Genomic DNA, 14,101 nt, shown 5'->3' with positions numbered 1-14,101 from the left:
CCCCCTGACCCCACCCCCCGCCGACGCCCGCGTCGGCCCGACGGCCCGCCGCAACCGGAGTGGGACCGATCTGTCACGGAATCCGCAACAGATCGGTCCCACTCCGTGCGCCTGCGGGACGGCGAGGGGCGGGGCAGGTGGGTCAGGGGGTGGGGCGGGAGTGTGTGGGGGCCGGGGGAGTCAGGGGCCTTCGGTGAGGAGCTCGACGAGGTCGGCCTTGCGGATCTTGCCGTGGACCCCCGTGACCTGGTCCACGACCTGGGAGATCGCGAAGTCCCCGGCGGCCGACAGGTAGGCGTAGGCGTGCGCGGGGTCCATCCCCGCGTTGATCAGCAGGGTCACGGCCGACCGGGTGGCGATGCGCATGGCCTCGTCCAGGTCGGCGTCGATGCCGATGGGCACGAGCAGGTCCGACGTCTCGGCCCACAGGGTGCGTGGCATCGACGCCCGCGCAGGCGGCAGGACGTCCAGGCGGACCCGGGCGCGCAACGGTGCCTCGAACGCCGTGAGCGCGACCTCGCCGTCCCCCTGGGCGTAGTGGGGGTCGCCGACGTAGGCCAGCGCCCCCTCCGCCTGGACCGGCACGTGCAGGGTGGACCCCACCCCCAGCAGGGACACGTCGAGGTTGCCCCCGTGGTCACCGGGCGGAACGGAGTGGGCGCGGACGTCGCCCGCCGTCGCGACCCCCATGATCCCCAGGAAGGGACGCAGCGGGAACCGCACCCGGCGGGGGTCCGCCTCCGCGACGGGCATCGACCCGACGCCCTCGTCCCAGGGGCCGGGCTCACGGTCCACCGTCGCGAGGATCGACACGGTCGGGCCGGCGCCGGGCAGGGGGAACTCCTCGGGGAGGGCGCCGCGGCCGTGACGGTTGGACACCACCCCGTACCCGGCACGTAGCCGCAGCACCTCGACGGTCATGGTGAGCACGTCACCGGGCTGCGCGCCCCGGACCCGCACCGGGCCCGTGACCACGTGCGGGCCGTCCTCGTCGTGCCGGGGGACCTCGGACGCCACGCGCACCGCGTCGTCCAGGACGTCCTGGGCGCGCACGCCCCGGTCGGTGAAGAACGCGACCGGGTCCCGGCCCTGGTCGTCCAGGATCCCCTCGTGGCTGACGGTGTCGAACCAGACGCTCGTGCCGGGGTCCACGCTGAGGACCGGGGTGTCGTGCTCGCAGGGCAGGCGCCCCCACAGCACGGTCGAGGGGGTGGCGGGCACGTACGTCGCACCCGGGCCCGATCGGACGGCCGGTCCCAGGGGCTGCAGGGACTCCACGGACGTGGTCACCGGTGCGGGCACGGCGCCTCCTCAGGAACGGGTCGCGGCACGGGGGCACCGCGGGGGTCCGTCGACGGTAGTCCGGCGGTGTTTCTGCCCGGTGACCGACCTCCGTCGAACGGCCCAACGAGGTGTTTCGCCCCGGTCACCACCTCATGAAATCGCTGTGACCAGCGGTTTTCCCGCAGGCGAGTGGACATAGTGTGCGGACGGTGCCTGCCGAGCCGGCCTTCCGTCCCATACCCGGGGCGGACCTCGGCGCACCGGCTCAGGAGTCCCCCATGCGCACAGCACTGACCGTCCTCGACGCGACCGTCATCCCCGTCAGCAGCGACCCGACCGCACCTCAGTGGTGGCGGGGGTGGATGACCGTGGGGCACGACGGTCGCATCACCGCCATGGGTGAGGGGCACCCGCCGCGAGTCGAGGGTGACGTCCTGGACGTGGGCGGCGCGTTCGTCGCCCCGGGGTTCGTCTCGGCGCACAGCCACCTGTACACCTCAGGGATGCGCGGGGTGGCGCACTCGGAGTCGCTGTACCCGTGGGTGCGCGCCAACAACGAGATCCTCGTGCGTGCCGAGGCCCGGGACATGTACTGGGCGACGGTGCACGGCAGCCTGGACTTCTTGGGCAACGGCATCACCTCGGCGTTCAACTTCACCCAGTCGCGGGTGATCGTGATGTTCGACGGGCAGACCGGCACGGGCACGGCCGCGCGCGTGCACGACCCCGGGTTCGTGCACGCCCAGGTCGAGGGCGCGGCCGACGCCGGCCTGCGGGTGGTGCACGCGTTCCGCCTGGACGACGACTGGTTCGACGAGGACGTCGCGACCGGGACGTTCGCGCAGATGGTGCACGGCGCGGCGGAGCGCACACCGGGGCCGCAGCACCTGGGCAGCGCGGTGATGGGGTCGGTGCAGTGGGCGGCGTCGGCACGGACCGCCGAGCTGGAGGTCCGGGCGATGCGGGAGCACGGGGTCCTCAACCAGGCGCACTTCGTGGAGACCGCCGAGGGCATCGAGCTGCAGCGCACCAAGTTCGACTGGTACGACCGGGCCGGCGCGCTGGGGCCGGGGTTCTGGTTCGGGCACTTCGTGCACCCCACCGGGCCGATGGTCGACCGGGTCGCGCAGACCGGTGCCGGCGTGGTGTGGCAGGCGACCTCGAACGGGCGGCTCGGGTCGGGGCTGGCCGACGTGATCGGCTACCGGAAGGCGGGCATCCCGGTGGCGATGGGGTTGGACGACCAGTCCTGCACGGACGTGTCCGACCCGTTCCAGAACATGCGCATGGGTCTGTACGCGGTGCGGGCGGCGCACCGGGACGCGGGTGTGATGACGCCCGCCGACGTGCTGCGGCTGCACACCCTGGAGTCGGCGGCGGCGATCGGGGCCGCCGACCGCGTGGGGTCGTTGGAGGTCGGCAAGCTCGCGGACTTCGTGGTCGTGGACCCACGCCGCCCGGACACCGGTCCCCGGCACGACGTCGTCGCCACGTACGTCCTGGCGTGCTCGCTGCGCAACCTCAAGTCGGTGCACGTCGGTGGTCGGCAGGTCGCCGACGCCGACGGCCCGCGGGGTGACCTGGCGGTGCGCGCCTCCCACGAGCTGCACACCAGCGCCGTGTGGAACCCCGTGGCCGCGATGGTGTGACCGGGGCGACCGGCCGGACCGCGCCCGACGACCAGGGCTGCGGCGCCCGAGACTCGCCACGGACCTCTACGACGTCCCGCGCGTCTGCCGATGGTAGAGCCGTGAGGTCACGGTCCATGCAGGTGCACGGTGTGTTCTTCGCCGTGCTCGTCGTGCTGGTCGGGACCGCGCAGCTGGACGGGATGCCCCGACGGGTGGCCGTCCTGACGTCCTCGGCGCTGCCGGCGGCCCTGCTGCTGGTCCAGCTGGTGCGCCGGCGCATCCCGCGGCCCGCGCCGTGGTGGATCGTGGTGCTCGGCCTGCTGATCCTCACGTTCCACAACGTCAGGTCCCTGATCGAGGTGGGGATCCTCGGGGCGCCCGCCGTCACCGGGATCGGCCCCCGGATCACCCTGCCGGTGGCGTACCTGGCGATGCTGGTCGCGGCGGCGATCGTCGCGTTCCCGTTCGCCCAGCGCGACGTCGGTGGGGTGATCGACGGGGTGGTGGTCGCGATCGGGTGCGCCAGCGTCCTGTGGGCGCTGGTGCTGCAACCCACGCTCGTGCAGCGGGGCGCCGGGATCGGGGACCTCGCCTACGAGCTGATCGTCCTGCTTCTGGTCAGTGCGATCGCCGGGTCGGTGGTGCGGGCCCTGATGATCTCGCGGCGCGCGCGACCGGTGCTCATGTACCTGCTCCTCGCGGTCGTGATGACGATGTCCGGCAACGTCGTCGGCGGCATGCTGAGGGACCCGGTCACCGGTGCCCAGCCGTGGTGGATCGCGATCCTGTGGATCACCGGGTACCTGGCGCTGGGCGCCGGTGCCCTGCACCCGGCCAACGTGCACCTGGGCGACCCGGACGTGCGGACGGCCGGACGCCTGACGCCCTCGCGTTTCGTGTTCCTGGGGCTGGTCCTCGGGCTGAACCCGGTGCTCGCCGGCCTCACCGCCCTGACCGGTGGTGAGGTCGACTGGCTGCTGCTGTCGGCCGGGACGGTGGCCCTGGTGCCGCTCGTGCTGCTGCGCATCGCCCAGCTGACGATGCTGCACGCCCGTGCCGAGCAGCGCCTGTCCCTGCTCGTCGCGTACGACGAGCTCACCGGCCTGCCGAACCGGCGCACGCTCAACGACCACCTCGACCGCACGCTGGCGTCCGTCGCCCAGGGTGACGCCGACGGGGTGGTCGTCTCGTTCCTGGACCTGGACGACTTCAAGATCGTCAACGACGAGCACGGGCACTCGGTCGGTGACGCCCTGCTCATCGAGGTCGGGCGACGCCTGACGGGCGCGTTGCGGGCCGACGACCTCGTCGCCAGGTTCGGGGGCGACGAGTTCGTCCTGGTGTGCACCGGTGACCCCGCCAAGGTCGAGCCCCGGGTGCGCGAGGCCGTGGCGCAGGCCACCGCCGAACCCGTCGAGCTCGGCACCACGACCCTCACCTGTCGCACCAGCATCGGCTGCGCGGCGGTCGGCTCGGGATCGGTCACCACCCGCGACCAGGTCCTGTCGTTGGCCGACGCCGACATGTACGACGCCAAGGCCCGCACCAAGGGCAGCGTCCGTGACCGCCGTGCCCGCCCCCGCCTCCAGCAGCCCGTCTGAGCCCTGCGGGCAGGATGTCACCCTTCCGCCGAGGGCACGACCACTCACCGGTGGGGCGCGACTGGTCGATAGTGGAGGTGTGAGCTCTCGGGACAGTCAGGCGGACGGCGCCCCCGTCGCCGTGCTCCGGGGCCACCGCTCCGGCCAGCCCGACGGGGCGAACGACCTGCAGATGATGCGGCGCGTGGCTGTCGGCATGCTCGTCGGTGGCGGCGCCGTCTGCCTGCTGGGTGTCTGGACGACCCAGGCCACACCGGTGTCGCAGGTCTCCCAGGCGGCGGTCGCGGTCGTGCTGCTCCTCACCGGAGCGGTGGTCGCGATGGTGCGTCGGCCGACCCGCCGGTTGCTCACCGCAGCCGCGGTCTGGAGCGTCGTCGTCATCAGCGTCCTGGTGGCCCTGTCCACGCCCCTGGGGATGGCCCCTGTCTTCTACCTGTGGCCGGTGGTGTTCATCGCGTACTTCTCCACCCCGCGGACCCTGGTCGCCACGGGACTCCTCGGGTTCGTCGGGCTGTCGGCAGGTCTGCTCCTAAACCCGACCGAGGATCTCAAGCTCGACGCGTTCATCGGGGTCCTGGCAACGGTCAGCGGCATGGCCGCGCTCGTGGCCGCCATGCAGAACCGGGAGCAGGGCCTGCGCAGGCGCCTCGCCGTCGCAGCCGAGACCGACCCGCTGACCGGGCTGCTCAACCGCCGCTCGTTCGACCCGATGCTCATGCAGGCCGTGAGCGACGCACCCCCGGCGGGCGATCTCGCGGTCCTCATGATCGACCTGGACCACTTCAAGCGCATCAACGACCGGCGCGGCCACCCCGAGGGCGACCGGGTGCTGCAGGAGGTCGCCGCCGTGCTCCTCTCCCAGTCCCGGCAGGGCGACCTCGTCGCCCGCCTCGGTGGCGAGGAGTTCGCCGTCGCGCTCCCCGGCGCCGGGGTCGACGCGGCACGCCGCTACGCCACACGCGTCGCCGACGGGCTGGGGGCCCTGATGGTCGAAGGCTTCCCGGGGGTGTCGGCCAGCATGGGGATCGCGGCCCGGTCCGCGCAGGCGGAAGCCGGCGACACCCTGCTGCGACGTGCCGACGCCGCCCTCTACGCCGCGAAGCACGCGGGTCGCCACCGGGCGGCCACCTGGACCGAGACCGGGATCGTGGTGGGAGCGGCCTTCAGCGACCGCGTCACGGCGTCATGACCACCCGGCGAGCGCCCGCATCAGGGCGACGCCCACGGCCGCAGCGGCCAGGCTCGCCAGCAGGGACACCGCCACGTTGGTGACCGCACCGGCGTGCTCGCCGGACTGGACCAGGCGCACGGTCTCGACCATGGACGTGGAGAACGTGGTGTACCCGCCGCAGAAGCCCAGCGCCAGCACCACGTACACCTCGGGGTGCAGCCCCTGGTAGAGCAGGCCCCCCGTCAGCAGACCGATCAGCAGCGACCCCGACACGTTGATGGCGATCGTCGCGAGCGGTAGACGGTGCTGCCACCGGGCCCGCACCAACCCGTCCAGCACGAACCGGGTCGCCGCGCCCGCTCCACCGGCCAACGCCACGAGCAGGACGATCATCGGCCCCTCCTGGTCCCCAGCAGCACGCCCGCCGCGCAGGCCCCCAACCCCAGGACCACCGTCGCGACCGCGTACAGCGCAGCCGCACCCAGGTCCCCGCCGACCAGCAGCCGCTCCAGCTCGATGGACAGCGCCGAGTAGGTCGTGAACCCGCCGAGCACACCCGTCCCCATCGCGAGCCGCACCGTCCGGTGGGTGGGGGTCTCCGGACCTCGACGTACCAGCCCCTCCAGCAGCAGGCCGAGCAGGAACGCCCCGAGGACGTTCTCGGCCAAGGTGGCGTACGGCAGCGCGGTCTCGACACCGAGGGTCGTGGTGAGGCTGTACCGGCCCGCCGTGCCCACCGCCCCACCGGCGGCCACCACCAGGACCAGTCGCGGGTCCAGGTGCGGTGGACGGATCCGGGCCGACGGTGGTGGGGTGTCACGACGGGGCACGGCCCCAGGGTGCCATGCCGGCGGCCGTCTCCGGCTGCCCCGTCCGCCGCCGTCCACGGAGCCCCTGGCCTACCGTTCAGGTGTGCCCGTGCTCGACGTCCTCGCCGCCTCACCCCTCCTGACGATCTTCGTGGTCGTCGCCCTGGGGACGGCCCTCGGCGCCGTCCCCGTCGGACCCATCCGCTTCGGTGCCGCGGGCGCACTGTTCGTGGGCCTCGCGCTCGGGGCCCTGGACCCCCGGCTCGGTGAGGGCCTGGCCCTGGTCCAGACGCTGGGCCTGGCCCTGTTCGTCTACACGGTGGGCCTCGCCGCGGGCAGCACCTTCTTCCGTGACCTGCGCCGCCAGCTGCCCCTCATGGCCGTCGGCGTCGTCGCTCTGCTCCTCGCCGGCGTCGTGACCCTGCTCGTGGGCGCGGCCCTCGGCCTGGGTGGGCCACTCACCGGCGGGGCGTACACCGGCGCGCTGACGTCGACACCGGCACTCGCGGCCGCCACGGCCGCAGCCGGGACCCAGGAGCCCGCCGTCGGCTACTCCCTCGGCTACCCCATCGGGGTGACCGTCGCGATCGTGGTGATCGCCGCCACGGTCCGGCGTGCCTGGCCGGGGCAGCGGGACCCCCAGCCGGCCGCCGGCCTCGGACTGGAGGCCGTCACCGTCGAGGTCCGGGCCAGCACGCCGCTGAACGCCGTGCCGGGCTTCAGCGACCACGCCGTGCGGCTGTCCTACCTGGCCCGGGACGGGGCCGTGCGCGTGGTCGCCCCCGCCGAGCAGCTGCACCCCGGCGACCGGGTCGTGGTGGTGGGCCCCGGGGACGACGTCCGGCGGGCCGTGGAGCACCTCGGGCAGGTCATCGACGAGCACCTCGCCCACGACCGCAGGGTCGTGGACCACCGGCGCTTCGTGGTGTCCGACCGACGGGTCGCCGGACGCACCGTCGGTGAGCTGGACGTACCGGGCCGGTTCGACGGGGTGGTCACCCGGGTGCGACGCGGCGACCTGGACCTGCTGGCCCGTGACGACCTCACCCTCGAGCTCGGTGACCGGGTGCTGGCCGTCGTGCCCCGTGAACGCCTCGCCGACGTCACCCGGTTCTTCGGCGACTCCGAGCGACGCATCTCCGAGATCGACGCCGTCACCGTCGGCATCGGGCTCGCGCTCGGCCTGCTCCTGGGACTGGTCACCCTCCCCCTGCCCGGAGGAGCGGTCTTCGCGCTCGGGTCCGCCGCCGGGCCCCTCCTGGTCGGGATGGTCCTGGGGCGGCTCGAGCGCAGCGGGCCCCTGGTGTGGGGCATGCCGCCGTCGGTGAACCTCACGATCCGCCAGCTGGGCCTGCTGCTGTTCCTCGCGGCCGTGGGCCTGGCCTCCGGTCAGGCGTTCGCCGAGCAGGCCCTGACCGCCACCGGCCTGCGGGTCGCCCTCCTGGCGACCGTGGTGGTCACCCTCACCTGCCTGCTCGTGATCGCCGGGGCGCGCCTGGTCGGCGTCTCGGCACCACGCGCGGCAGGTGCGCTCGCGGGTGTGATCGGTCAGCCGGCGGTCCTGGCGTACGCCTCGTCACGGGTGGTGGACGAGCGGGTCGATGCCGGGTACGCGGCCCTGTTCGCGCTGGGCATGATCGTGAAGATCATCAGCGTGCAGGTGGTCGTGGGCTGGTGAGCGGGGTCGTGCCGCTGCTCAGAAGCCCTGCTCGCGGGTGACGGTGCGGGCAGTCTCCAGGGCGTTGGCCACCGAGCGGACGTACGCGGACGAGACCTCGGCGGGCAGCATGCCGGCGGCGAGCACGGCGCCGGGGTCGTTGCGCTCGTGGGCGCGCACCGCCGCGAGCACCGAGCCGTAGGGGCCCTCCTCGGCGCGGATGGCGTCAGCGACCGCCGCCGAGACGCCGACGGTGTGCAGGATCACCTCGGCCGGTACCCCCAGCTGCACCGCCAGTGCTGACAGCATGCCGACCGTGTAGCCGGCGGAGTCGTCCGCGAGCGTCTCGCAGGTCAGGGCCCGGGCGAGGATGAACCACAGCGAGTCCATCGCGTCGGTGCGGGCATCCAGCATGAGGGCCGAGACGAGCGTCGAGACCTCACGCACCCCCAGCAGCACGACGGCCTGGTGGACCGTGTCGACCTCGTTCACCAGTGCGAAGGCCCCGGAGTTGACCAGGTGCAGGACCCGGAGCGTCAGGACCGGGTCGGTGTCCATGACCTGGGCGACCGCCCCGAAGTCCACGTCCGGTTCGTTGAGCAGGTGCATCACGGCCAGGCACTGCAGCTCACCGGCGCGCAGCACGCGCGGTTGGGTGGGTCCGGCGGGCTGTGCGGCGGCGGAGGCGTCGGCGCGGGCACCGTACCCGCCGCGCAGGCCGTCCACGCCGGCGGCCTTGCACTCGTTCTCGACCACGGGCGAACGGACGTCGTCGGCCAGGACCCGCGCACCGCCGGCGTGCGCCTGGTGGACGAGCTGGGCCAGGGGCAGGTCGGGGGCGCCGGCGTCGAGGACCACGAAGCCCAGGTGCGGGAGCAGCGCGACCTGCTCGGGCTCGCCCCGGAACCCGACCAGGCTCAGCTGGGCCCCCAGGCCCCGGAGGGCTGCGGCGCGTTCGGCTGCTTCGGGGCTGTACTCGAACCGTTCCGGCAGCTCCAGCACCAGGCGCCCGGGTACGACGGGGGTCGGGAAGAACCCGTCGAGCATCTGCGGGGTCGCGGGCATGAAGACGTACCTGTCGGCCACGAGGTTCGGCAGGTCCAGCGCCATGTACCGGGCGTGGAGCAGCTCGCTGGGCACGGGGTGCGGGCCGGTGCGCCGACGGTTCGGCTCCTGGGGGTTCGGCACCCGTGACATGTCGACCGAGACGGTGACGGTGTACCCCACCACGCGACCCTCGAGGTCGGCGACGGGGTCGCGGTGGACGGTCGTCAGGGCCCCGTCGGGGAGCTCGGGGACGTCGTGGACGGCCGAGAGCGTACGGTCGGTCGGGGTGGTGGCGTGCACGTGTGCTCCTCGGGCCGGTGTCTTCCTGTGCTGATCATCGGCCGGGCGGTGCCTGATGTGACCCTTCGGGCGGGTGAGCCTCTCAGGCGGCGGTCGAGGCGCTGCTCAGCGGTGCGCGCAGGGGCCACTCGTCACCGTCGAGCACCACCTGCACGGCGTGACCGGTGGTGGGGTCGATCACGATCGGCGCGAGGAGGTTCGCGGTGGGGCCGCCGCCGTCCTGGCCGGGGTGCACCACGACCAGGAGCACCGGCTCGGGGCCGGTGGCACTCAGCACGACCGTGGGGTCGTACTCGGGGAAGTACGCGCGCGGGGGGACGACGAACAGCCGTGTGCCCGGGTCCTCGGTGCTGCGGAGCGCGAACAGGAACCCGGTCTCGTCCAACGGCACGAGGGTGAAGGTCCGCAGCTCGCCCATGCCGGGCAGGGGCTGGTCGAACGCGATCCGGTCCACGACCGTCCTCGTCGGGCGCTCGGTGGTGGACTCCACGGCGACGGCGACGCTCATCGCAGGAAGTCCAGCAGGCTCGGCTGGAGCACGCGAGCGGTGGCGCCCAGCGCCGCCTGGTAGGCGACCTCCTGGGACTGCAGCTCGACGATCACCTCGGCGAGGTCGATGTCCTCGATCCCCGAGATCTGGCTCTTGAGGTCCATGAGGGTCTTCTGGTTGGCCTGCTGGGCGGTCTCGAGCTGCCCGTAGCGGGTGCCGACGCTGCCGAGCTCGCCGAGCATCGCCTTCATGCGGTCGTCCAGTCCGTTCAGCAGGGGGGCGACGTCACCTCCGGTGCGCAGCCCGGTGACGATCGAGTCGATCAGCGCGAACACCGACTCCGCGCCCTGGCCGTAGGCCGCGGCGCCGTCGACGTCCACACGGACGGTGGTGTCCGGGGTGATGCGTCGCTCCACCGAGGAGGAGGTGGCGCCCGTCCACGCGTACGGGGGCGTCCCGTCAGGGCCGGTGAACGCCATCCCGGCGTCGGACGTCCCCGCGAAGACGGAGCGACCCAGGTGGGTGGTGTTCGCCTCTGACAGCATCGCGTCGCGGATGCCCTCCAGCTCGATGGCGATGGCCTCGCGGGCCTGGGCGCTGTTGGCCCCGTTCGCGCCCTGCACGGTGAGGTCGCGGGCCCGTCGCAGCGACGCCAGCGAGGTCGTGAGTGCGGAGTCGATCGACCCCAACCACCCGAGCCCGTTGTCGATGTTGCGGGAGTGCTGCTCGGCTGCGCGCTTGTCGGACCGCAGCTGGAGCACCGCTGCGGTGCCGCCGGGGTCGTCCGAGGGCCGGGTGATGACCTTGCCGCCGGACATCTGGGCCTGCAGGCGGGACATGCGGTCCAGGTTCATCTGGAGGTTCGCGAGTGTGGACTTCTGCACCGTCTGGTGCGTGACGCGGCTGATCATCGGGCTACCTCCCCACCACACCGGTGCGGTTGATGAGTACGTCGAGCATCTGGTCCATGACGGTCAGGACCCGGGCTGCGCCCTCGTAGGCCCGCTGGTAGGCGAGCATGTTGATGGCCTCCTCGTCGAGGTCCACGCTCGCGGCGGACATCTGGAGCGTCTGGGCGGTGGCGAGGCCGGCCTGGGCGACGGTGGACGTCTGCTCGGCGGCACGGGTCCGCACGCCGATGTCGACGACGAACGCGCGCCACGTGGAGTCGGGCCCACCCGGGGCGGCGCCCAGCTGGGACATCGCGTCCGCGATCGACCCGTCGAGCCCACCCTGGCCGGCGGCCGCCGCGGCGACGTGGTTCGGGTCGGTGCTGGTGAGCGTCAGGGAGGTGGCGGCCGGGCCGGGCCCTGCGGTGAAGAACGTCCTGCCGTCGGTCCCGTCCAGGCCGGTGCCCTGGACGTGCACGGCGTTGACGGTGTCGTGGACGGAGGTCGCGAGGTCGTTCCACGCCTGCGCGGCGCCGCTGAGCAGCCCGCCGGGCCCGAGCGTGGAGACGTGGCTCGCGAGGGTGCCGCCCTCGGGCGTCAGCGGTGTGCCGGTGCTCTCGGCCCACACCAGGCGCACCTGGTTCCCGGAGGGCGGCTCCGCGACGGCCTCGTTCATGAGCATGGAGCCGGAGACGGCGATCGGCTTGGCCGAGGTGCCGCGCACCAGGGCGTTGCCCGCGACCATCACGTCGACGGTGCCGTCGTCGCGCTCACGCGCGGTGGCGCCGACGAGGCCGGCGAGGGTGGTGACGAGCTGGTCGCGGCGGTCCATGAGCTCGTTGGGCGAGTCGCCGGACACGCTGATCGCGCGGATCTGCTCGTTGAGCTGGGCCACGGCCGCCGCGGTCGTGTTGACCTCGTCGACGAGTGCGGTGGTCTCGGTGCGCAGCTGCGACCACTGGGTCTCGACCGCCCGGTACCCACCGGAGATCTGGCTGAGCAGGGCCTGGGCGTCGCCCAGCAGCACGTTGCGCGCCGCCGGGTCGCCCGGGTTGTTGGCGACGTCCTGCCAGCCGGCCCAGAAGGTGGCGAGCTGGGCCGAGACGCTGGTGTCGGCCGGTTCGGTGAGCGTCTGCTCGAGGCGGTTGAGCGCCTTGGCCTGGGCGGCCTGGAACGCCGCCCCGGAGGTCTCGGTGCGCAGCCTGGCATCCAGGAACGCGTCGCCGAGGCGGTTGATGTTGCTGACCCGCACGCCGTTCCCGGCGTTCATGCCGGCGGAGTGCATGGACGGGGCGGTCAGCGCCTGGACCGCTGCCATGTCGGCGCGCTGGCGGGTGTAGCCGCGGGTGTTGGCGTTGGAGATGTTCTGCCCGGTCACCTCGAGGGCCTGACGCTGGGCGATCATCGACGACAGGGCCATGGACAGGCCGGAGAATGTGCTCATGGTGTGCTCACAGCGCCTGGTCGAGCAGCATGCTGCCGCCGTCCGTCCCGTGGGCGCCGCCCTTGGGGTCGTAGGTCTGGACGTTCTCCTGCAGGTTCATCAGGGTCTCCTGCGCGGCGCGGTGCGAGGACGCGAGCAGGTCGCGGTTACCCTCGGCCAGCGCGTTGATCTGGTCGGTCAGGGACACGAAGGCCTCGTGGTGCTCCTGGAGCAGCTCGTCCCAGGGCGCCTTGGCGGCGGCGGCCAGCGCGGTGAGGCTGGAGCCTTCGGGGACACCGACCTCGCGGGCGGCGGCATCCGCCTCGACGGCCCGGCCCAGCTCGGCGCTGCGGATCTGCTCCAGGACGCTCTCGACCTCGCGGGTGGCGTGGCCGAGCCACTGCGTGCGTCCGCTGGTGAGGATCAGCTGCTCCTCCTCGAGCTTGAACAGCAGGAGCTCCAGGAGCTGGCGCTCACGCCAGAGCACCCCGGACAGCTCGTTCAGGCCCATGCGACGACTCCTCCGTCATCCGGCGTTCGGTCGTGCGCCGGTTCATCTGGCCTCATCGACCGGCGTCCGTCGATTGTGACCGATTCCCGGCGACGTCTTCGATGTGAACGCTCACCCTGTGCCAGATGTGATCTATGTCACACGCGCAAGTCGGAAGTGTCGGGAATGTGGCTTCCAGAATCGGGCACTTCCGGGACAAGGGCTCTCAAGAGCCCCTGACCTGCGGCTACACCGAACGGCGTACACGAGCCCCTTCACCCGGTCGGGTTGCTCAAGTCAACTTCGGGAAGCGACGAAACCCGCTCTGTGACCGAGAACACCGCAGCCAACGCGCTCGTCGTGGAGAACCTGGCCCTCGTCGGGTACCACGTCAACTCGATGCTGAGCCGCGTGCCGTCGTACGTCTCACGTGCCGACCTCGCCTCGGCAGCGCACCTCGCGCTGGTCCAGGCGAGCCGCGCGTACGACGAGGCGACGGGGGTGCCGTTCGGACGCTACGCAGCCCTGAGGATCCGCGGCGCGCTCGTCGACGAGCTGCGCGGCATGGACTGGATCTCCCGCGGGGCCCGCCGTCGGGTGCGGCGGGTCAACGAGGTGGCCGACGAGCTGACCGCCAGCCTCGGCCGGGTGCCCTCACGCGAGGAGCTCGCCGAGGCCTTGGGTGTGGCGGTCAGCGAGATCGACACCGCGCGCAGCGACGCCGACGTCCGCGTCCTGAGCATCGACGGTCTCGAGGCCACCGGTGTGGAGGCCGTCGCCGACGGCGACCTGACCCCCGAGGACCAGGTCGTGGCCACCGAGAAGCTCCACTACCTGCGGGCCGGCGTCGAGTCGCTCCCCGATCGCCTGCGGCACGTGGTGGAGCAGCTGTTCTTCCACGACCGGCCGGTGGCAGAGGTCGCCGCCGAGCTGGGCGTGACCCAGTCCCGCATCTCCCAGCTGCGCACCGAGGCCCTGGCCCTGCTGAAGGACGGCATGAACGCCAGCCTCGCCCCCGAGATGCTGCCCGTCGCCGACCGTCCCGAGGGCGTGGCCGAGCGTCGTCGACGCGCCTACTTCGCGCAGGTCGCGGCCCGGGCCGCGCAGCAGGCCGGCAGCGGTGTCGCCCTTGCCGCGCAGGGCGCCCCCCGCCACGCCGGCGCCGACGAGGTCCTCGCCGTGGGCTGAGGACCCGTCCCCCGAACCTGGGCCCCCGGTCGCATCGCCCCCCCTGCTGCGACCGGGGGCCCAGCCACGTCCGGGCAGTCCGGTCCGATCCCTCATGGGATCGCCGGCACGGCCGATGTA

At 72.9% G+C, this 14,101-nt stretch carries 13 protein-coding genes; 5 read left to right on the top strand and 8 right to left on the bottom strand.

Annotated features, from left to right (window positions below; genetic code table 11):
- Positions 1-180: 180 nt before the first annotated feature.
- Positions 181-1,302, bottom strand: coding sequence for an acetamidase/formamidase family protein (locus tag N869_RS08085; protein ID WP_332248760.1), 1,122 nt, complete (start codon positions 1,300-1,302; stop codon positions 181-183).
- 260 nt (positions 1,303-1,562) lie between these two features.
- On the opposite strand from N869_RS08085, the gene N869_RS08080 reads away from it, so the two are divergent.
- The 3 genes from N869_RS08080 (at position 1,563) to N869_RS16510 (ending at position 5,705) form a co-directional block, all read left to right on the top strand.
- Positions 1,563-2,933, top strand: coding sequence for an amidohydrolase family protein (locus N869_RS08080; RefSeq protein ID WP_035060039.1), 1,371 nt, complete (start codon positions 1,563-1,565; stop codon positions 2,931-2,933).
- 116 nt (positions 2,934-3,049) lie between these two features.
- The gene (locus N869_RS08075) at positions 3,050-4,516 is read left to right on the top strand and encodes a GGDEF domain-containing protein (protein WP_035060038.1); all 1,467 of its coding nucleotides are present in this window, start codon (positions 3,050-3,052) and stop codon (positions 4,514-4,516) included.
- A 79-nt stretch (positions 4,517-4,595) separates the two neighbouring features.
- Positions 4,596-5,705, top strand: coding sequence for a GGDEF domain-containing protein (locus N869_RS16510; protein WP_052105246.1), 1,110 nt, complete (start codon positions 4,596-4,598; stop codon positions 5,703-5,705).
- On the opposite strand, the gene crcB is transcribed toward N869_RS16510, so the two are convergent.
- Complete coding sequence (gene crcB / locus N869_RS08065) at positions 5,700-6,080, bottom strand: fluoride efflux transporter CrcB (protein ID WP_035060037.1); 381 nt, start codon at positions 6,078-6,080, stop codon at positions 5,700-5,702. The genes N869_RS16510 and crcB overlap by 6 nt on opposite strands.
- Complete coding sequence (locus N869_RS08060) at positions 6,077-6,517, bottom strand: fluoride efflux transporter FluC (protein ID WP_052105245.1); 441 nt, start codon at positions 6,515-6,517, stop codon at positions 6,077-6,079. The genes crcB and N869_RS08060 overlap by 4 nt, the downstream gene beginning before the upstream one ends.
- Before the next feature lie 82 nt (positions 6,518-6,599).
- Between N869_RS08060 and N869_RS08055 the strand changes: the two genes are divergently transcribed.
- Positions 6,600-8,174, top strand: coding sequence for an aspartate-alanine antiporter-like transporter (locus tag N869_RS08055; RefSeq protein ID WP_035060036.1), 1,575 nt, complete (start codon positions 6,600-6,602; stop codon positions 8,172-8,174).
- Positions 8,175-8,192: 18 nt separating this feature from the next.
- Here N869_RS08055 and N869_RS16505 read toward each other — a convergent pair whose 3' ends face one another.
- From N869_RS16505 to flgN, 5 genes are all read right to left on the bottom strand, one after another.
- Positions 8,193-9,500, bottom strand: a complete 1,308-nt coding sequence (locus N869_RS16505; RefSeq protein ID WP_052105244.1) for an EAL and HDOD domain-containing protein — start codon at positions 9,498-9,500, stop codon at positions 8,193-8,195.
- A gap of 82 nt (positions 9,501-9,582) precedes the next feature.
- Positions 9,583-10,008, bottom strand: a complete 426-nt coding sequence (locus N869_RS08035; protein ID WP_084136704.1) for a flagellar assembly protein FliW — start codon at positions 10,006-10,008, stop codon at positions 9,583-9,585.
- A complete protein-coding gene (gene flgL / locus N869_RS08030; RefSeq protein WP_035060029.1) occupies positions 10,005-10,901 on the bottom strand; it encodes a flagellar hook-associated protein FlgL in 897 nt (298 codons plus the stop codon). Before flgL ends, N869_RS08035 begins: the two co-directional genes overlap by 4 nt.
- 4 nt (positions 10,902-10,905) lie before the next feature.
- Positions 10,906-12,324, bottom strand: coding sequence for a flagellar hook-associated protein FlgK (gene flgK, locus N869_RS08025; RefSeq protein ID WP_035060027.1), 1,419 nt, complete (start codon positions 12,322-12,324; stop codon positions 10,906-10,908).
- A 7-nt stretch (positions 12,325-12,331) separates the two neighbouring features.
- Complete coding sequence (flgN, locus tag N869_RS08020) at positions 12,332-12,814, bottom strand: flagellar export chaperone FlgN (protein WP_035060025.1); 483 nt, start codon at positions 12,812-12,814, stop codon at positions 12,332-12,334.
- 306 nt (positions 12,815-13,120) lie between these two features.
- Here flgN and N869_RS08015 point away from each other — a divergent pair, with 306 nt between their 5' ends.
- Entirely contained in the window at positions 13,121-13,981 is an 861-nt protein-coding gene (locus tag N869_RS08015; protein WP_052105243.1) for a sigma-70 family RNA polymerase sigma factor, read from the top strand.
- Positions 13,982-14,101 lie beyond the last annotated feature (120 nt).

It is taken from the genome of Cellulomonas bogoriensis 69B4 = DSM 16987 (assembly GCF_000767165.1).
Taxonomy (GTDB): Bacteria; Actinomycetota; Actinomycetes; order Actinomycetales; family Cellulomonadaceae; genus Actinotalea; species Actinotalea bogoriensis.
The sequence above is the reverse complement of the archived record's forward strand: the minus strand, read 5'-3'. Positions and strand labels throughout refer to the sequence as shown.

Bases quoted from the DNA above. Each gene is read 5' to 3' on its own strand.
- N869_RS08080 (WP_035060039.1), top strand. From the start codon at position 1,563: ATGCGCACAGCACTGACCGTCCTCGACGCGACCGTCATCCCCGTCAGC.
- N869_RS08075 (WP_035060038.1), top strand. From the start codon at position 3,050: ATGCAGGTGCACGGTGTGTTCTTCGCCGTGCTCGTCGTGCTGGTCGGG.
- crcB (WP_035060037.1), bottom strand. From the start codon at position 6,080: ATGATCGTCCTGCTCGTGGCGTTGGCCGGTGGAGCGGGCGCGGCGACC.
- N869_RS08035 (WP_084136704.1), bottom strand. From the start codon at position 10,008: ATGAGCGTCGCCGTCGCCGTGGAGTCCACCACCGAGCGCCCGACGAGG.
- flgL (WP_035060029.1), bottom strand. From the start codon at position 10,901: ATGATCAGCCGCGTCACGCACCAGACGGTGCAGAAGTCCACACTCGCG.
- flgK (WP_035060027.1), bottom strand. From the start codon at position 12,324: ATGAGCACATTCTCCGGCCTGTCCATGGCCCTGTCGTCGATGATCGCC.
- flgN (WP_035060025.1), bottom strand. From the start codon at position 12,814: ATGGGCCTGAACGAGCTGTCCGGGGTGCTCTGGCGTGAGCGCCAGCTC.